Below are 17,509 nucleotides of genomic sequence, written 5' to 3'. Positions count from 1 at the left end.
CGGTGCGCCGGGTTTTTTTAAATATCATGATTTTTGTCTTCATGCATTGACAAACTTGCCTGACAATTGTACATTTTGATTTATTCTTATAAAATTACTAGGAAATATAGGTTTAGTGGTGTTAATATTTTCCGAACCGTATTTCAGAATAGAAGGAGATCCATCATGACAAAGAAAAAAGAAATCAAACTCGGTGTGTTTCTCGCGGGCACCGGCCATCATGTCGCTTCTTGGAGACATCCTCAGGCACCGGCGGACGCGAGCATGAATTTGGATTATTTCAAAGAACTGGCGAAAACGGCTGAGCGGGGGAAATTGGACATGCTGTTTTTGGCGGACAGTTTATCAATAGACGGCAAATCACATCCGAATGTGCTGACGCGCTTTGAGCCGTTTACGCTGCTGTCGGCGCTCGCTCAGGTCACATCCCGCATCGGTCTGACGGCGACCGCATCTACCACATACAGCGAACCGTTCCATATCGCGAGACAATTTGCATCGCTTGATCATCTTTCCAACGGCCGCGCGGGCTGGAATGTCGTCACATCTTCGATTGAATCGACCGCGCTTAATTTCAGCGGCGAAAAGCATCTTGAGCACCATCTCAGATATCAGCGCGCGGAAGAATTCGTTGAAGTCGTCAAAGGATTATGGGATTCGTGGGAGGAAGACGCCTTTATCTGTGACAAAGAATCAGGAGCATTTTTTGATAAAGACAAAATGCATGAATTGAACCATAAAGGAACATATTTCTCCGTGAGAGGGCCGTTAAATGTCGCCCGCACACCTCAAGGGCGCCCGGTCATTATTCAGGCCGGATCATCAGGAGACGGAAAAGCGCTGGCCGCCAAAACGGCGGAGGTCATTTTCACCGCGCAAAATCATTTGGAATCCGCGCAGGATTTCTATCAATCTATTAAAGAACAAGCGGCTTCTTTCGGCCGTGATCCTGAAAAAATCGCGATCATGCCGGGAATTTTTCCCGTTATCGCCGATACCGAAGAAGAAGCAAAGGCAAAATATGAAGAGCTCCAAGACCTCATCATTCCGTCTGTCGGCCTGAACATTCTGCAAAACTATCTGGGCGGCGTCGACCTTTCCGCCTTCCCGCTTGACGGCCCGCTGCCTGAATTGGATGCGGATGCGTCGAATGCCGTTAAAAGCCGGTTCAAGCTCGTTCAGGAGATGGCCAAACGCGATAACATGACCATCCGCGAACTTTACAAATATGTGGCGGGTTCAAGAGGCCATCATATCTTTGTCGGAACGCCGGAACAGCTTGCCGATAAGATGGAAGAATGGGTCGGAAAACAAGCTTGTGACGGTTTTAACATCATGCCGCCGCTTTTGCCTGAAGGTCTCACTCTTTTTGTAGACAAAGTGATTCCGATTTTACAAGAACGGGGCGTGTTCAGAAAAGAGTATGAAGGAACGACGCTCAGAGAACATTTCGGACTGGAAAAACCGGCAAACCGATATGCCGGCTAAAGGAGGGCTCATCATGTCAAGACAATACCGGCTCGCAACGGAGGCAGACGCTGATGAGCTGCTTTCACTGACACTGCGGGCGTATGAACCGATCCGCAAGCTCGGCATCAACTTTGCCGCTGCCACGGCGGATAAGGAGCTCGTTTTGAATAACATACAAAAAAACGCCTGTTACGTTTTGGAAGAAGACGGACGGATTCTGGCGACGATTTCTCTGCGGATGCCGTGGGGGCCGAATCCCGGGCCGTATGGTGTCCCTCATATTTGGTGGTTCGCCGTCGATCCTGAAACCGGAAAAAAAGGGACGGGCTCGGACATGCTGGAGTGGCTGGAGAATACAGTGCTCCGCGATACATTAAAAGCGCCTTTCGTGTCACTGGGCACAGCGGACAAGCATCCGTGGCTGATCGGCATGTACGAGCGGAAAGGCTACGTCCGTGCAGGCGAAAAGGATTTAGGAAAAGGGCACATCACCATTTATTTAAAAAAACAATTGCAGGATTAACATTTTAATAGGAAAAGGCGGGATTTCAATGAAGAAGAAAACATGGGCTTTGCTGCTGTCTGCCGCGCTTTTGGCGGTCTTATCAGCATGCGGAAACGGAAAAGAAAGCGAAGGCGGCGATAACGTACTGCATGTAGGCGCCACCGGACAAAGCTATCCGTTCGCATATAAAGAAAACGGCAAGCTGACCGGCTTTGACGTGGATGTCATGGAAGCCGTCGCGAAAAAAATCAACATGAAACTGGACTGGAAGCTGCTTGAATTCAGCGGTCTGATGGGAGAGCTCCAGACCGGCAAACTCGATACCATCTCTAACCAGGTCGCTGTCACGGACGAACGCAAGAAAACGTATAACTTTACAGAACCGTATTCGTATGCGGGCACTCAAATCGTCGTCAAAAACGATAACAAAGACATCAAATCAGTCAACGATCTAAAAGGAAAAACAGTGGCGGCCGTTCTGGGCTCAAACCACGCGAAAAACCTTGAGAGCAAGGACCCGGATAAAAAAATCAACATTAAAACATATGAAACACAAGAAGGCACGCTGAAAGACGTGGCTTACGGACGGGTTGACGCTTATGTAAACAGCCGCAGCGTCCTGATCGCCCAGATCAAAAAGACCGGTCTGCCTCTGAAATTAGCAGGAGACCCGATTGTCTATGAAAAAGTCGCTTTCCCGTTTGCGAAAGATGCGGCTCACGATAAAATCCGCAAAAAAGTAAACAAAGCCATTGAAGACCTGCGGAAAGACGGCACTCTGAAAAAGCTGTCTGAAAAGTACTTTAACGAAGATATCACAACGGAAGCAAAGCATTAAGAAACGGCGGTGAAATTCGAGAATGAACAGCATTGATTGGGGATTTATGTTTTCAGCTTTTCCCGCGTTAATCGAAGCCTTGCCGATCACATTACTAATGGCCGTCGCGGCCATGGTATTTGCCGTGATCGGCGGCCTTATATTAGCGCTTATCACAAAAAATCGTGTTCCTGTGCTTCACCAGCTGTCAAAGGTGTATATTTCATTTTTCCGGGGCGTGCCGACGCTCGTGCAGCTTTTCTTAATTTATTACGGCCTGCCTCAGCTGTTTCCCGGAATGAGCAAGATGACGGCGTTAACTGCGGCGATTATCGGGTTAAGCCTGAAGAATGCCGCCTACTTGGCCGAAATCTTCCGCGCGGCGCTCAACTCAGTCGATGAGGGGCAGCTTGAAGCCTGTCTGTCTGTCGGAATGACAAAATCCCAGGCGTACAGACGGATCATTTTCCCGCAAGCCGTCAGAAACGCGCTTCCCGCGACGGGAAATACATTTATCGGCCTGTTAAAAGAAACATCGCTCGCCTTTACATTAGGAGTGATGGAAATGTTCGCCCAAGGAAAAATGTACGCATCAGGCAACCTCAAATATTTTGAGACGTATTTAGCCGTCGCGGTCATGTACTGGATTCTTACGATTATTTACAGTGTGCTGCAGGATCTGCTCGAACGGGCGATCAGCAAGCCTTATCGCACATAGGAGGAGGCTCAGGATGATACAAGTCAGACATATTCGAAAAGCATTTAAAGACCTTACCGTACTTGACGGGATCGATCTTGAGATCAAAAGCGGCGAAGTCACGGCCATCATCGGCCCGTCAGGCTCGGGAAAATCAACGCTCCTCCGCTGTTTGAATCTGCTGGAGCGCCCGGATGACGGCATCATTGAAATCGGTGATGCAAAACTGAATGCAGCGTCCTATTCGCGCAAAGACGTTCATAAGCTTCGCCAGCAGACGGCGATGGTGTTTCAGAATTACAACCTGTTCAAAAACAAAACCGCCCTGCAAAATGTGACAGAGGCGCTGATCACCGCGCAAAAGAAACCGAAAAAAGAAGCGGAACAGATCGGTATGGATCTGCTGCGGCAAGTCGGTTTAGAACACAAAGCGGACAGCTACCCGATTACGATGTCAGGCGGGCAGCAGCAGCGGATCGGGATTGCGCGCGCCTTGGCTGTTGATCCTCACGCGATTTTACTGGATGAACCGACTTCGGCCCTTGACCCTGAGCTTGTAGCCGGGGTGCTCCAAGTCATCAAATCAATTGCCGAAAAACAGACAACCATGATCATTGTCACGCATGAGATGGCTTTTGCTCGTGAAGTGGCCGACAAGGTTATTTTTATGGCAGACGGACGCATCATCGAACAGGGAACGCCGGAAGAGCTGTTTGACAATCCGCAGAACGAACGGACGAAAAAATTCATTAAGCAAGTGGGAGAGCCCGCCGAACTTGTCTAAGAAGGGAAGAAGAAGAAATGGCAAATGAAACGTATGAATCATTAAACAAACGTTTAATCAATATCCGCCGCGACCTTCATGAACACCCTGAGCTGTCAGGCGAGGAATACGAAACGACGAATAAAATCCGCCGCTGGCTGGAGGAAGAAGGAATCACGGTTCTTGATGTGCCGAAACTTCAAACCGGAGTGATCGCTGAAATCAAAGGAGACAAAAGCGGCCCCGTCATCGCCGTCAGAGCGGACATCGACGCACTGCCGATCGAAGAGAAAACAAACCTTCCGTTTGCTTCGCGAAACAGCGGCGTGATGCACGCCTGCGGCCATGATTTCCATACGGCATCTATTCTCGGCACGGCTTTCTTATTAAATGAGAGAAAGCATGAGCTGAAAGGAACGGTGCGGTTTATTTTTCAGCCCGCAGAAGAAATCGCCGCCGGAGCAAGACAGGTCATTGAAGCCGGCGCGCTTGACGGTGTATCGGCGATATTCGGCATGCATAACAAACCTGACCTCCCCGTCGGCACGGTCGGACTGAAAGAAGGCCCGCTGATGGCGAGTGTCGACCGCTTTGAAATCACCGTTAAAGGAAAAGGCGGCCACGCCGGAATCCCTGATAACAGCATTGATCCGATTCAGGCGGCAGGGCAGATCATCGGCGGCCTGCAATCAGTTGTCAGCAGAAATATCAGCTCGCTTCACAATGCCGTCGTCAGCATCACAAGAGTTCAGGGCGGCAGCTCTTGGAATGTCATCCCGGACCATGTTGAAATGGAAGGCACCGTCCGGACGTTTCAAAAGGAAGCGCGTGACGCTGTTCCGAAACATATGAAGCGGGTTGCTGAAGGAATCGCGGCCGGATTCGGGGCAGAGGCTGACTTCCGCTGGTTTCCTTACCTGCCGTCAGTGATGAACGACGCCCGTTTCATACAGGCGGCGGAACAAACGGCTGAAGATCTCGGGCTTCAAACCGTTCGGGCAGAACAGTCGCCCGGCGGCGAAGACTTCGCGCTATATCAAGAAAAAATCCCCGGCTTCTTCGTCTGGATGGGAACAAACGGAACAGAAGAATGGCACCATCCCGCCTTCACACTCGACGAAAAAGCGCTCCCGAAAGCGGCTGAGTTTTTCGCCCGGCTTGCCGTCAATGTATTGGAGCAGACGGAATGAATACGGAAAATCTGACGGCCGGACTTGCTCAGGCCGTCATGTCGTCTGTACCGGAAACATCCGCCGAAGCGATGAAAGAAGCGCGCAAAGGACTGCTTGATTTTACAGCGGCGGCTTGTGCGGGGAGACGGGATAAAGGAGTTGAAAAGCTGGTAAAACTGGCCGAAGAAGAAGGCGGGGTGCCGATAGCGCCGCTTATCGGCAGAAATCAAAAAACCACGCCGTCCCAATCCGCGCTCATTAACGGATTCATCGCACATGCGCTTGATTTTGACGATGTTCATTCTGATGTAAGAGGACATCCGAGCGCGGTCATCCTTCCGGCTTTGATTGCAGCCGCATCAGCCGGCCGGATAGACAAGAGCCGTTTTCTCGGCGCTTATGTGACGGGAATCGAAGTGATGGCGCGGCTCGGCGAGTCAGCTGGAAGGCATCATTACGAGAAAGGCTGGCACAATACAGGAACGTTAGGTGCCATTGCGGCCGCATGCGCCGTCGGATTCGCGGAGAATCTGAATCAAACCCAATTGCAGAAAGCAATCGGGTTTGCGGCTGCCCGCTCCGGAGGCATGAGAGTGCAATTCGGGACAGAAATGAAGCCGCTCCACGCCGGACTGGCCGCTCAAGCCGGGTTGTTCGCCGTAAAGCTTGCAAAGGCCGGTTTCGGCGGCTCAGTTCATGCGCTCGACGGGGAGAAAGGTTTTTTCGGACTGTACGGCGATCTTGAACGGGCAGAAACCCTGCTTGTAAACGGGTGGGGAAAACCTTGGCGGATTGTGAGCCCGGGACTTTGGTTTAAGGTTTATCCGTTTTGCTCGGCGGCTCATCATGCGGCGGACGCCATTCTCAAGCTGAAGGCCGAACATGGTCTCACTTTCGGCCAAACGGAACGGATCGAAGTGATTTATCCGCCGGGCGGGGACGCCGCATTGACAGAACGGCGCCCGAAAACAGGCGAAGCGGGACGGTTCAGCGTGGAATATGTGATCACCTTAGCTTTGCACGGTAAGGATTTTTCAGTTGAACATTTCACATCCGAGCCGATTCCGGAATCCTTTCAAAAAGGATTTGAGCGGATTCACCGCAGCTGCGATGAACAAATTCAGCCGGCTGAAAACGCCGTTCCGAAGGGCCGTTTTACAATTGTACGGGTTACGGCTTCCGGCGGTCATGTCTATGAAACACGTATCGACTGTCCGAAGGGAGCGCCGGGAAACGGCCTTTCTGAAAAAGACATTGAAGACAAACTCCGGCTCGCTTTGCCGGGGGAAGAGGAAAAGGCGGAAGAATTGATCAAAGCAGCCCGACAATCAAATATGGACCGTTATTTACAGCTGATATAAATAAAAAGAGCGGGGGGATGCAGCCCTCGCTCTTTTTACGTTCACTTCTATTGAATAGGGGGATATAGGGTGCGCCCCTGTCTGCGCTGGCAGGGGCGCGGTATCAGGAAACGGCCGTGCCGTTTTCTTTTACCGTGAAACCTCCTCTTAATAAGCGGATGTTGATATCCGAAACTTTGGCAATTTGTTCGTCGTGCGTAACCATGATGACGCATTTGCCGTCTTTATGCGCCAAGTCCTGAAAGAGCCGGACGATTTCCTTTGACGTATCCTCGTCGAGATTTCCCGTCGGCTCGTCCGAGCAAATCAAATCCGTGTCACAGCAGAAAGCCCGCGCAATTGAAACGCGCTGCTGCTGTCCGCCGCTTAATGTCAGCACCCGCTGACGGGCCTGCTGTTCGGTGAAGCCGACTTTTTTCAGCATGCTGAGCGCGAACGCATCTTTGTTGTTCTCCTTAGAGCCGGTGATTTCCATCGCCGTTGTGACATTCTGGAGCGCCGTCATATACGGGATCAGATGATAAGATTGAAAGACGATAGAGACATATTGATTTCTGAATTTGGTTAATCCGATTTTGGAGATGTCTTCTCCGTTATAAAGGATGCTTCCCTCTTTAGGTGTGTCAAGGCCGCCCGCCAGAGACAGAAACGTTGTTTTTCCCGTTCCGGAGGCGCCGACAATTGTATAAAACTTCCCTTTTTCAAAGCTGATCGTTATATCCTGAAACAGCGGCTGTGATTTGTCTTGGTACCAGTAGCCGGTCTGTTGAAAGGTTAATAGGCTCATTATGCTGCCTCCTCTTATTCCTGCTTGGTCAGGATCGTTTTAGGGTGAAGCCGCATGACTGATACAGACGGCAGTAATGTGGCGATGACGGCAATTGCGACGCCGATCCCGCTAAGAATCAGAAGGTCATTCAGCGAGACGTTTACCTGCATTGTACTGATGACATCCGCGCCGGATGAATGCTGACCGAACATGCCGCCTCCCCGCAGCATTTCTCCTCCGCCCCAGCCGCTTGTTTGCTGCGAATCACCGGCTGAGCCGACCTGCTGGGAAAGAAGCTGATTTCCGAGCTGATTCGCCACAAGGCTGCCCGTGACGGATGCGATCCCGATGGCGATAACCGCGACAACCAGAATTTCCGTTAAGAATTGTCCGATGAGCTTCCAGCGCTTTTCGCCGATCGCCATCAAGACACCCATTTCATACTTACGTTCCCTGATCGACATCATCACGATCAACCCAAGAATGACCGCGCCCGCGATGGATACAAGGTATACCACGTTTTTAGAAAATGACGCGACATTTTCAATCGGGCCGACCATTTGCTGATACACCTGATCATTTGTCGTCAGCGCGTAGGTTTTATCATCTATAGATGTTTTTTTCGCAGCCGCAACGAATGAGTCAATATATTTGGCATCATCCATATAATAAACGGCTGAGCTGATTTTGTTTTTGTTATCAGACCCTTTTAACGCCGCCGCGGCGGTGTAAGGCGTATAGATTTTATTGTCAGGATTTAAGAATGAAAAATGCTGTGCCTGATCGTCTCCTGATGATGTTGTTTTATAGATTCCCACAATTTTAAGCTTCGTTTTCACAGAATCAGCCGCTGCTGAGGAAACGGTAATGGAGCCTCCGACCTTCAGCTTGTTTTGATCTGCCAGCGTTTCATTAATCACGGCGACTTTTGTGTCCGCATCTGTTTTTGTGATGGCGCGTCCGTCAGTGATTTTTGAGCTCCCGTCCGTGAAATCATCAAGCAATGCCGTAGAGAGCACGCCTTCGATCGAGATATCCGCTGAAATCATCTGTCTTCCGCCGCCTTGAAAACGGCCGGCGCCGGAACTGTTATCGGCTGATTCGCCTGAGCTTTTTATCGCATCAAAGCTTTCTGCATTTGCTGACGCTGTCGTGAGGAAGTTGTAATTTTTAACATGCTGTAAAGATGTAAGCTTCTTGGCATCTGAGACGGAAATCGGTGTTGATTCAAACGTCCTCTTTTCACCGTCTTTTTGCTGCTGCGCCATTTGCTTTTGGCGGTCAGCCTGGAGTGTGACGCTCCCGCCGAGCTGCTGCCTTGCCAGTTCGCTTGATTTCTTTGCCGCTGACTGGATCGCAAGACCGGACAGGGCAAAAATGCAAATCACTGAAAACACAACCAGCTGCAAAAATGTTTTTCCCTTTTTTGCCTTCATGCTCCAAAAGGCTCTTTTTATAAAGTTCATGTCTGTTCCTCCGTATGGATGTCAGATCTTGTAAAACCGGCCTTCTTTAGCACCGGCCATCCGATATGTATATAGTAGGAGAAATGTATGAAAAAAATATGAACAAACTATTTCCGGGTGATGAAATAAAAACTAACATTTGTGAAACCCGAAAACATCCGGGTAAAATGGTGCTATTATAAGAAAAAGCGTCAAGATAAGCGGAGGAACAAATGAAGATATTAATGATAGAAGATAATATAAGCGTATGCACCATGACGGAAATGTTCTTTTTTAAAGAAGGATTTGAAGCCGAATTTGTCCATGACGGAGTGGAAGGCTATCAGCGGTTCACGGAAGAGGACTGGGATTTGGTCATTCTGGACATTATGCTCCCATCCATGGACGGAGTGACGATCTGCCGGAAAATAAGAGAGACGAGCAGTGTGCCGATTATTATGCTGACCGCAAAGGACACGGAGTCTGATCAGGTGATCGGGTTTGAAATGGGGGCCGACGACTATGTCACCAAGCCGTTCAGCCCGCTGACACTAGTAGCGCGGATTAAAGCGGTGATTAGAAGATACCGGGCGACGGGGCAGGCCGTAAAAAGCGACGACTTGATCGAAACGGCGTGTTTTTCAATCAATAAGAAGACGCGGGAAGTGTTTCTGCACGGAAAACCTGTCGAGAATCTGACGCCGAAGGAATTCGATCTGCTCTTTTATCTCGCACAAAACCCGCGCCAGGTTTTTTCGAGAGAGCAGCTGCTTGAGCAGGTGTGGGGCTATCAATTTTACGGCGATGAACGTACGGTTGATGTTCATATTAAACGGCTGCGCAAAAAACTGTCCAGTGACGAAAAACCGTTTTTATACACGGTGTGGGGGGTAGGATACAAATTTGATGAGGATTAAATACTTATATCAGCTGCTGTTAAGCCATGTCAGCATTTTGATTTTGGCCTTTTTCATCATCATTTCCCTGTTTTCGCACTTTGTGAAAGATTTTGCGTATCAAAATAAAGTGGATGAGCTGTCATCTTACGCCCAGCAGATCACAAGTGAGCTGAACGGCCGTGATCTTGATCTGCGCCGCCTGTATCCGTATCAGGACATGTTAAAAACGCGCGAGACCAGGTTTATTATTTTTGATGAACATCAGCAGCCTTACTTTTTTCCTGACGATATGCCGCCGCGCGAGAAGCTGAAAAGTAAAGAGTGGCACATGCTGAAGCAAGGGAAAACCGTTCAGATCAGAGCGGAGATGAACCGTTTTAATACGGAAGGCTTGGAAGTATCGCTTGTCGCAAAACCGCTTTTTATCAACGATCAATTTAAAGGAGCGGTGCTGCTCGTGTCTCCCGTCAGAGGGGTTGAACAGATGATCAGCCAGGTCAACCGCTATATGATTTACGCGATCATCAGCACCCTTATCATCACGATTCTGCTGAGCTGGCTTTTATCTAAATTTCACGTCAAGCGGATTCAGACATTGCGGGATGCGACCGGAAAAGTGGCATCCGGTGATTACGATATTTCGCTCAAGAACAGCGGCGGCGATGAAATCGGCATGCTGGCGTCCGATTTCAACATCATGGCCAAAAATCTGAAGCAATCGAGAGAGCAGATTGACCGCCTTGAAAAACGGAGGCGCCAATTTATCGCCGATGTCTCCCATGAGCTGAGAACGCCTTTGACGACCATTAACGGACTTGTGGAGGGGCTTAACAGCAACACCATCCCGGAAAAAGATAAAGAGAAATGCTTCTCGCTGATCAGCGAAGAAACGAAGCGGATGCTCAGGCTCGTGAAAGAAAACCTGGATTATGAAAAAATCAGATCCCAGCAAATCAAACTGGACAAGCTCAGCCTGCCGCTCATCGAGGTGTTTGAAATTATTAAAGAGCATCTCAATCAGCAGGCGGAGGAAAAACAAAATCAGCTGCGTATTCAAGTGGAGGACGGCGTCAAAGTGTTCGCCGATTATGACAGGCTGATCCAGATTCTCGTCAACATCACGAAAAACAGCATTCAATTTACGCAAAAGGGAGACATCACGCTGCGCGGGTATGAAGGCTATAAAGAAACGGTGATTGAAATCGAAGACACCGGGATCGGTATCTCCAAAGAAGAAATTGAGCATATATGGGAGCGGTTTTATAAGGCGGACGTGTCCCGGAGGAATACGGCATACGGCGAATACGGACTCGGCCTGTCCATCGTCAGGCAGCTCGTCGAAATGCACAAGGGTACGATAGATATTGACAGCGAAAAAGGAAAAGGCACGACCTTTACAATCCGCCTTCCGCTGAATACGAAAAATGAATAATCTTGAAACCGGCGGTCCCGTCTGGCCGCCGTCTGTTTTAACTCCACTCGGAAAATTGCGCTCTGCCGAAACAAAGTTTGCGTGTTTTTCGGGATGGAAAGAGACGGAAACGTGATAAAATAACTGGTAAACAGGTCTTGGATGGGGAGGGTGAAGGAATGAAGAGCGGGTTAATTCCTTCTTCAGCAGTCGGGCAGAAAATTAACGAGTGGTATCGATACATCAGAACATTCAGCGTGCCGGATGCAGAGATCTTGAAAGCTGAGATCAAACAAGAGCTTGACCGTATGGAGCCTGATTCAAACTTAGTGCTTTATTATTCCCTCATGGAATTTCGCCATCAGCTGATGCTGGACTACTTGGAGCCGCTGGAAAAACTGAAGATAGAAGACCAGCCGACCCTGTCGGAAATTCTTGATAACATTGATAACAGCCAGGCCGGCCTCAAAGGGCTTCTCGATTATTACGTCAACTTTTTCAAAGGCATGTTTGAATTTGATAAAAGAGAATTTATCTCAGCGATTACGTATTATAAACAAGCTGAGAAAAAACTGGCCTTCGTATCGGACCACGTGGAACGGGCGGAGTTTTATTTTAAAGTGGCCGAAGCTTATTATCATATGAAACAAACGTATTTTTCTTTGATACATATAAAAAACGCTTATGAAATATACGTAGAGCAGGACACATATAACGTCCGGATCATTCAATGCCATTTTGTATTCGGCGTCAATTTAATGGATGAAAGGCGCTTTGAACAGGCGGCCAAACATTTTCAGCACGCTCTGCAAATGGCCGAAAAAGAACAAAAAGCGCAGCTTGTCGGGAGGGCGCTGTATAACCTCGGACTGTGCTACTACAATCAGGACCGCATCGGCGAAGCGATTCCGTACTTTGAACGGGCGGTCGATACATTTGAATCACAAAGAATCGTCAATTCTCTTCCTCAAGCATATTTTCTAATCACACTCATTTACTTTAAACTCGGAAAAAAAGAAAAAGCGTCGGAATATCACAAGCGGGGATATGAATATGCTAAAGAAACAGACGATCCCGTTTACACGGTAAAATTCGAATGGCTGCAGGCTCTGTATCAGGCGAAACCGGATGAGGAAACAATCAGCGCGTGTTTCCGTTACCTGGAAGATAAAAATTTATACGCCGATATAGAGGATTTAGCACTAGAAGCAGCTAAATATTACTATGAACAAAATTGCTTTAAAATTTCTTCTGACTATTTTCTGAAAGTCGAAGAGGCAAGGAAACAAATACAAAGGAGTGAGGGTTTGTATGAAATTGAAATCTAAATGGTTTGTTATTTGTTTAGCAGCCGCCGCGATTTTTACAGTGACAGGTGCAGGCCAGACAGATCAGGCTGAATTCCATGTAGCTGAAAGAGGAATGACGTGAGAAGAAAATAACCTGAACAAAGGAAAAGACTGCCTGGGAATATTCCCGGCAGTCTTTTTTTTTGCGCGGCCGGGCTCGGACAGCAGCGGAAAACAAAAGAAAACGCCGCAGGTCAAAACCCGCAGCGTCCTCATATAGACGGAGTGATGCTTAGAAACCGCCAACGAAGGCAGTACCAACAATAATCAACAGGATAAATAAAACAACGATCAAAGCGAAAGAGCTGACTCCTGAATATCCTGACATGAGCTTCACCTCCATATTGTCTATACCATACAATATGTAAAAGAAGCTGCTTTGTAAGGGATATTAGTGGACAAGAGAAAAAAGAGGCGGTGTCCTATGAGAGTAAGACTCCGGCGAAAAACTCGTCATACAGCGCCCGCACCGCGTGTTTTTCCTGTTCTTCTTTCACCCCGAACATCATGCTGACTTCCGATGACCCCTGATTGATCATCTCGATGTTGACGCCGGCTTCGGACAGTGCTTTGGATGCCCTGGCGGTTGTGCCGACATTATGGCGCATCGCTTCCCCGACGACCATAATCAGCGCCAGATTGTGCCTGACTGTGACTTCATCTGCTTGAAGTTCCTGCTTCAGACGGGTGACGAGCCTGTGTTCCAGTTCTGAGTCCATCTGATTGTGCCGAAGGATGATCGTGATGTCGTCAATGCCGGATGGAACGTGTTCATACGTCAATCCTTCTTCCTCCAAAATGTGAAGGGCTTTGCGGCCGAAACCGATTTCCCGGTTCATTAAATATTTGCTTATGTAAATGCTGCAAAAGCCCGTGTCGCTTGCGATGCCGATGACTGGCCCGTTCGTATTGTCACGGCTGCTGACGACGCGCGTTCCTTTCGCATCCGGATTATTCGTATTCTTAATCTGAACGGGGATGCCGGCCCGAAATGCGGGAATCAGCGCTTCATCATGAAAAACGGAAAACCCGGCATAGGAGAGCTCACGCATTTCCCGATACGTCAGTTCGTTAATTTCTTTCGGATGCCGCACGATTGACGGGTTGACGGAATAGACGGCGTCCACATCAGTAAAGTTTTCGTACAGGTCGGCTTTTAAGCCGTTAGCGAGAATGGAGCCGGTAATATCTGAGCCGCTCCGGGAAAACGTCACAATCTCATGCTCCTTCGTGTAACCGAAAAATCCCGGAAAAATGATCAAGCCTTCACGGTTTCTCAGACGGTACAAATGATCATAAGATTCAGGGAGCACCTGCGCGCTTCCGGGTTCATTCGTCACAAACAGCCCCGCTTCTTTCGGACTTACGTATTCCGCTTTCACGCCCTGCCGTTGGAAGTAGGCTGCGATCAGCTTCGCGTTGTTGTCCTCGCCGCTCGCTTTCACCGCATCCATATATTGTTCGGGATTGGCTTTGCTGTTGTTTAAGAGAGCGAATAGGTCACTGCGGATTCTTTCTATAATAGAGAAATCCAGGTTCAGCTCACGCGCGATGGCGGCGTACCGTTCAATGACCGGTTCGGCAAGCTCAGGCGCTGCACCTTTTTGCAAATAATGCTCCGCACAGCTGATTAACAGATCCGTCACCTTTGTATCGTCCGAGAAGCGTTTTCCCGGCGCCGATACGACGACGGCTTTCCGCGAGGGGTCAGCCGTCACGATTTGAAACACTTTCTCAAGCTGGGCTCCTGACGCAAGAGAGCTGCCTCCGAATTTTACAACTTTCATGATTTACATCCCCTAATATTTAAATTTTCTCACAAATTTAATTTTTATTATCTCTCTTTCAAACATGTAAATCAAGGATTTTTTCTACGTGGGGAGAACATTTGTATTTTCATGGAGGAATTTTGCCGCTGTTTGTCAGATTTTTTTCCCTCAAGCGTGTCATCATGTGCAAAAAATGATAAGCAGCCAAATGAAGGTTATAGAAAATCCTGCAAATTCTTGATAGACTGATTGTAAGACAATTTAGTGTACGGCCCGCGGATGACCGCTTTTGAAAGCAAAACTGTATTGACTGCGCTTGGAAAGATGATAAGATTATAATTGTCGTTGATAATGATAATCATTACGAGTGGGATATATGGGAGTTGTTTGGCAATCAGTCATACCGTTTGTGATGGGTGCAGGGAGGCAGCATGAAGCTACGTTACTTACTTTTGCTACTGGCGGTTTTGGCGTGTACTTCTATATTTATCGGTGTAGAAGATTTGTCGCCGCTGGATATTTTTCATTTAAATAAAGAACAGGCAGGTACATTGTTTGACAGCCGGCTGCCGCGTTTGGTGAGCATTATCATCGCCGGCATGAGCCTGAGCATCTGCGGATTAATCATGCAGCAGATCAGCCGGAATAAATTTGTATCGCCAACGACTGCGGGAACGATGGACTGGGCAAGGCTCGGAATTTTGATTTCATTAATGCTTTTTACGTCAGCGAGTCCGCTTGTGAAAATGTCTATCGCTTTCGTTTTCGCGTTGGCGGGAAATTTTCTTTTCATGAAAATCCTCGAGAGAATCAAGTTCAATGATGCGATTTTTATTCCTCTCGTCGGTTTAATGCTTGGGAACATCGTCAGCTCAATCGCCACGTTTATCGCATATAAATACGACCTGATCCAAAACCTGTCATCTTGGCTGCAGGGAGATTTCTCACTGGTTGTCAAAGGCAGGTATGAGCTTTTATATCTGAGTATCCCGCTGGTGATCATCGCTTATGTCTATGCGGATAAATTTACGGTGGCGGGAATGGGAGAGAGCTTTTCCGTCAATCTCGGCCTGAAATACAAACGCGTCGTCAATATCGGTCTGATTATCGTGTCTCTCATCGCTTCACTGGTGATCCTGACCGTCGGGATGCTGCCGTTTCTCGGTTTGATCATTCCCAATATGGTGTCGATTTACAAAGGGGACAACCTGAGGAGCAGCCTGCCTCACACAGCTCTCTTGGGCGCTGTTTTTGTGCTGTTTTGCGACATTTTGGGAAGGGTGATCATCTTCCCGTACGAAATTTCCATCGGCCTGATGGTCGGTGTTATCGGCAGCGGCATCTTCCTGTATATGCTGTTAAGGAGAAAAGCATATGAGTCATAATAAAAAAATTACGCTGCTGGCGGCGCTCGCCATGATATGTATCGGATTCTTTCTGTTCTACGGACTGGGCAATTGGGAATACTCCCTGCCGAGACGATGCTTCAAAGTGCTTGCCATGATGCTCACAGGGGGAGCGATCGCGTTTTCAACGGTCATCTTCCAGACGATTACAAATAACCGCATACTGACACCGGGCATTTTAGGCCTCGATTCCCTGTATATGCTCATTCAGACCGTCATCGTGTTCCTGTTCGGTTCAATGAATATCGTCATGATGAACAAAAATCTTAATTTCGTCATCTCCGTCGGGCTGATGGTGCTCTTGTCACTCGTTTTGTATCAGCTCATGTTTAAAGGCGAGGGGCGGAACGTGTTTTTTCTTCTGCTTGTCGGCGTCGTGTTCGGCACGCTGTTCAACAGTCTGTCATCCTTTATGCAGATGCTGATTGATCCGAATGAGTTCCAGGTTGTTCAGGACAAAATGTTTGCCAGCTTTAACAATATCAACACCGATCTTTTATGGTTTGCCGGTGCTGTCTTTCTTCTGACGGGCATTTATGTCTGGCGGTTCACGCGGTTTTTTGACGTGCTGTCCCTCGGCAGGGAGCACGCCGTCAACCTGGGGATTGACTACGATAAGCTTGTGAAACAGATGCTCATTGTCGTCGCCATTCTTGTGTCTGTCTCTACGGCTCTTGTGGGGCCGATTATGTTTTTAGGACTGCTTGTCGTCAATCTGGCGAGAGAGTTTTTAAAAACCTACAGGCACACGTATTTAATCGCGGGTTCTGTCCTGATCAGCATTGTCGCGCTCGTCGGAGGCCAGTTCGTCGTGGAGAAAGTGTTCACGTTTTCCACGACGCTGAGCGTCATCATTAATTTTGCCGGCGGGATTTATTTTATCTATCTGCTGTTAAAGGAGAATAAATCATGGTAGAGGTCAAAAATGTAAGCAAACAATACGGAGGGAAAACCGTCCTTGAGAAAACGTCTCTATCCATTCAAAAGGGCAGGCTCACCTCATTTATCGGTCCGAACGGCGCGGGAAAAAGCACGCTGCTGTCTATCATGAGCCGGCTGATTAAGACGGATTCCGGGGAAATCACGGTCGACGGGCAAGAGATCGGGGCCTGCAAAAGCAACGATCTGGCGAAAAAAATCAGCATCTTGAAGCAGACGAACCAAATCAATATCAGACTGACAATTAAAGACCTGGTCAGCTTCGGCAGATTTCCGTATTCCCAAGGGAAACTGACGGATGAAGATTGGGTGCATATCAACCAGGCCCTCAGTTATATGAAGCTGGATGAATTAAAGGATAAATACCTCGATCAGCTCAGCGGAGGCCAGTGTCAGAGGGCGTTTATCGCGATGATCATCGCTCAGGATACGGACTATATTTTTCTCGATGAGCCGCTGAACAATTTAGATATGAAGCATTCCGTTGAAATGATGAAGCTATTGAAGCGGCTTGTGGAAGACTTCGGAAAAACGGTCGTCGTAGTGATTCACGATATCAACTTCGCATCCGTATATTCAGACCATATCGTCGCTCTGAAAAACGGCCGGATCGTCAAAGAAGGGCCGGCGGAGGAGATCATTGAAACCTCCGTGCTTGAAGATATTTATGATATGACCATCCCGATTCAAGAGATTGACAGTCAGCGGATCGGTGTGTACTTTTCTTAAAAACCAGA

At 48.4% G+C, this 17,509-nt stretch carries 18 protein-coding genes; 14 read left to right on the top strand and 4 right to left on the bottom strand.

Annotation, left to right across the window (positions count from 1 at the left end):
- The first annotated feature begins 162 nt into the window (after nt 1–162).
- Genes OVA33_RS02585 through OVA33_RS02555 form a run of 7 tightly spaced genes read left to right on the top strand, consistent with a single transcriptional unit; the run spans nt 163 to nt 6,785 of the window.
- Nucleotides 163–1,488, top strand: a complete 1,326-nt coding sequence (locus OVA33_RS02585) for an LLM class flavin-dependent oxidoreductase (RefSeq protein WP_117364003.1) — start codon at nt 163–165, stop codon at nt 1,486–1,488.
- A 13-nt stretch (nt 1,489–1,501) separates the two neighbouring features.
- The gene (locus OVA33_RS02580; protein ID WP_003156352.1) at nt 1,502–1,993 is read left to right on the top strand and encodes a GNAT family N-acetyltransferase; all 492 of its coding nucleotides are present in this window, start codon (nt 1,502–1,504) and stop codon (nt 1,991–1,993) included.
- Nucleotides 1,994–2,021: 28 nt separating this feature from the next.
- On the top strand, nt 2,022–2,813 hold the full coding sequence (locus OVA33_RS02575; RefSeq protein ID WP_014416894.1) for an amino acid ABC transporter substrate-binding protein: 792 nt from the start codon (nt 2,022–2,024) through the stop codon (nt 2,811–2,813).
- A 22-nt stretch (nt 2,814–2,835) separates the two neighbouring features.
- A complete protein-coding gene (locus tag OVA33_RS02570; protein WP_007410261.1) occupies nt 2,836–3,510 on the top strand; it encodes an amino acid ABC transporter permease in 675 nt (224 codons plus the stop codon).
- A gap of 13 nt (nt 3,511–3,523) precedes the next feature.
- The gene (locus OVA33_RS02565; protein ID WP_003156349.1) at nt 3,524–4,273 is read left to right on the top strand and encodes an amino acid ABC transporter ATP-binding protein; all 750 of its coding nucleotides are present in this window, start codon (nt 3,524–3,526) and stop codon (nt 4,271–4,273) included.
- A 17-nt stretch (nt 4,274–4,290) separates the two neighbouring features.
- Entirely contained in the window at nt 4,291–5,442 is a 1,152-nt protein-coding gene (locus OVA33_RS02560) for a M20 peptidase aminoacylase family protein (RefSeq protein WP_063636995.1), read from the top strand.
- The gene (locus tag OVA33_RS02555) at nt 5,439–6,785 is read left to right on the top strand and encodes an MmgE/PrpD family protein (protein WP_025650001.1); all 1,347 of its coding nucleotides are present in this window, start codon (nt 5,439–5,441) and stop codon (nt 6,783–6,785) included. Before OVA33_RS02560 ends, OVA33_RS02555 begins: the two co-directional genes overlap by 4 nt.
- Before the next feature lie 103 nt (nt 6,786–6,888).
- Here the strand turns inward: OVA33_RS02555 and OVA33_RS02550 are convergent, their stop codons facing one another.
- The gene (locus OVA33_RS02550) at nt 6,889–7,572 is read right to left on the bottom strand and encodes an ABC transporter ATP-binding protein (RefSeq protein WP_025650000.1); all 684 of its coding nucleotides are present in this window, start codon (nt 7,570–7,572) and stop codon (nt 6,889–6,891) included.
- Between the two features lie 14 nt (nt 7,573–7,586).
- Entirely contained in the window at nt 7,587–9,020 is a 1,434-nt protein-coding gene (locus OVA33_RS02545) for an ABC transporter permease (protein ID WP_128974177.1), read from the bottom strand.
- A gap of 212 nt (nt 9,021–9,232) precedes the next feature.
- Between OVA33_RS02545 and OVA33_RS02540 the strand changes: the two genes are divergently transcribed.
- From OVA33_RS02540 to OVA33_RS02525, 4 genes are all read left to right on the top strand, one after another.
- On the top strand, nt 9,233–9,916 hold the full coding sequence (locus OVA33_RS02540; protein WP_014416901.1) for a two-component system response regulator YclJ: 684 nt from the start codon (nt 9,233–9,235) through the stop codon (nt 9,914–9,916).
- Nucleotides 9,903–11,330: a two-component system sensor histidine kinase YclK gene (locus tag OVA33_RS02535; RefSeq protein WP_088056326.1), complete on the top strand. Its 1,428-nt coding sequence runs from the start codon at nt 9,903–9,905 to the stop codon at nt 11,328–11,330. Before OVA33_RS02540 ends, OVA33_RS02535 begins: the two co-directional genes overlap by 14 nt.
- A gap of 158 nt (nt 11,331–11,488) precedes the next feature.
- Nucleotides 11,489–12,637, top strand: a complete 1,149-nt coding sequence (locus OVA33_RS02530; protein ID WP_014304340.1) for a Rap family tetratricopeptide repeat protein — start codon at nt 11,489–11,491, stop codon at nt 12,635–12,637.
- Nucleotides 12,621–12,740: a phosphatase RapC inhibitor PhrC gene (locus OVA33_RS02525; RefSeq protein ID WP_003156334.1), complete on the top strand. Its 120-nt coding sequence runs from the start codon at nt 12,621–12,623 to the stop codon at nt 12,738–12,740. The genes OVA33_RS02530 and OVA33_RS02525 overlap by 17 nt, the downstream gene beginning before the upstream one ends.
- A gap of 150 nt (nt 12,741–12,890) precedes the next feature.
- On the opposite strand, the gene OVA33_RS02520 is transcribed toward OVA33_RS02525, so the two are convergent.
- Together OVA33_RS02520 and OVA33_RS02515 are read right to left on the bottom strand one after the other, a co-directional pair.
- Nucleotides 12,891–13,001, bottom strand: coding sequence for a YjcZ family sporulation protein (locus tag OVA33_RS02520; protein ID WP_369878517.1), 111 nt, complete (start codon nt 12,999–13,001; stop codon nt 12,891–12,893).
- 79 nt (nt 13,002–13,080) lie between these two features.
- Nucleotides 13,081–14,445, bottom strand: coding sequence for an aspartate kinase (locus OVA33_RS02515; RefSeq protein ID WP_025649998.1), 1,365 nt, complete (start codon nt 14,443–14,445; stop codon nt 13,081–13,083).
- 413 nt (nt 14,446–14,858) lie between these two features.
- Here OVA33_RS02515 and OVA33_RS02510 point away from each other — a divergent pair, with 413 nt between their 5' ends.
- From OVA33_RS02510 to OVA33_RS02500, 3 genes are read left to right on the top strand one after another with little or no spacing between them, the layout of a single operon-like run.
- Nucleotides 14,859–15,812: an ABC transporter permease gene (locus tag OVA33_RS02510; protein WP_015239156.1), complete on the top strand. Its 954-nt coding sequence runs from the start codon at nt 14,859–14,861 to the stop codon at nt 15,810–15,812.
- Nucleotides 15,802–16,749 (top strand): iron chelate uptake ABC transporter family permease subunit, encoded by a 948-nt coding sequence (locus tag OVA33_RS02505; RefSeq protein WP_014416905.1) that lies wholly within the window; start codon nt 15,802–15,804, stop codon nt 16,747–16,749. Before OVA33_RS02510 ends, OVA33_RS02505 begins: the two co-directional genes overlap by 11 nt.
- On the top strand, nt 16,743–17,501 hold the full coding sequence (locus OVA33_RS02500) for an iron ABC transporter ATP-binding protein (protein WP_012116804.1): 759 nt from the start codon (nt 16,743–16,745) through the stop codon (nt 17,499–17,501). Before OVA33_RS02505 ends, OVA33_RS02500 begins: the two co-directional genes overlap by 7 nt.
- Nucleotides 17,502–17,509: the final 8 nt, after the last annotated feature.

Source organism: Bacillus sp. KICET-1 (assembly GCF_027721405.1).
In the GTDB taxonomy this organism is placed as follows: domain Bacteria; phylum Bacillota; class Bacilli; order Bacillales; family Bacillaceae; genus Bacillus; species Bacillus velezensis.
This window is presented reverse-complemented; position numbering and strand designations above follow the sequence as displayed.

Coding starts and splice junctions, on each gene's coding strand:
- OVA33_RS02580 (WP_003156352.1), top strand. CDS start 1,502: ATGTCAAGACAATACCGGCTCGCAACGGAGGCAGACGCTGATGAGCTG.
- OVA33_RS02575 (WP_014416894.1), top strand. CDS start 2,022: ATGAAGAAGAAAACATGGGCTTTGCTGCTGTCTGCCGCGCTTTTGGCG.
- OVA33_RS02570 (WP_007410261.1), top strand. CDS start 2,836: ATGAACAGCATTGATTGGGGATTTATGTTTTCAGCTTTTCCCGCGTTA.
- OVA33_RS02565 (WP_003156349.1), top strand. CDS start 3,524: ATGATACAAGTCAGACATATTCGAAAAGCATTTAAAGACCTTACCGTA.
- OVA33_RS02560 (WP_063636995.1), top strand. CDS start 4,291: ATGGCAAATGAAACGTATGAATCATTAAACAAACGTTTAATCAATATC.
- OVA33_RS02555 (WP_025650001.1), top strand. CDS start 5,439: ATGAATACGGAAAATCTGACGGCCGGACTTGCTCAGGCCGTCATGTCG.
- OVA33_RS02550 (WP_025650000.1), bottom strand. CDS start 7,572: ATGAGCCTATTAACCTTTCAACAGACCGGCTACTGGTACCAAGACAAA.
- OVA33_RS02545 (WP_128974177.1), bottom strand. CDS start 9,020: ATGAACTTTATAAAAAGAGCCTTTTGGAGCATGAAGGCAAAAAAGGGA.
- OVA33_RS02540 (WP_014416901.1), top strand. CDS start 9,233: ATGAAGATATTAATGATAGAAGATAATATAAGCGTATGCACCATGACG.
- OVA33_RS02530 (WP_014304340.1), top strand. CDS start 11,489: ATGAAGAGCGGGTTAATTCCTTCTTCAGCAGTCGGGCAGAAAATTAAC.
- OVA33_RS02525 (WP_003156334.1), top strand. CDS start 12,621: ATGAAATTGAAATCTAAATGGTTTGTTATTTGTTTAGCAGCCGCCGCG.
- OVA33_RS02520 (WP_369878517.1), bottom strand. CDS start 13,001: ATGGAGGTGAAGCTCATGTCAGGATATTCAGGAGTCAGCTCTTTCGCT.
- OVA33_RS02515 (WP_025649998.1), bottom strand. CDS start 14,445: ATGAAAGTTGTAAAATTCGGAGGCAGCTCTCTTGCGTCAGGAGCCCAG.
- OVA33_RS02510 (WP_015239156.1), top strand. CDS start 14,859: ATGAAGCTACGTTACTTACTTTTGCTACTGGCGGTTTTGGCGTGTACT.
- OVA33_RS02505 (WP_014416905.1), top strand. CDS start 15,802: ATGAGTCATAATAAAAAAATTACGCTGCTGGCGGCGCTCGCCATGATA.
- OVA33_RS02500 (WP_012116804.1), top strand. CDS start 16,743: ATGGTAGAGGTCAAAAATGTAAGCAAACAATACGGAGGGAAAACCGTC.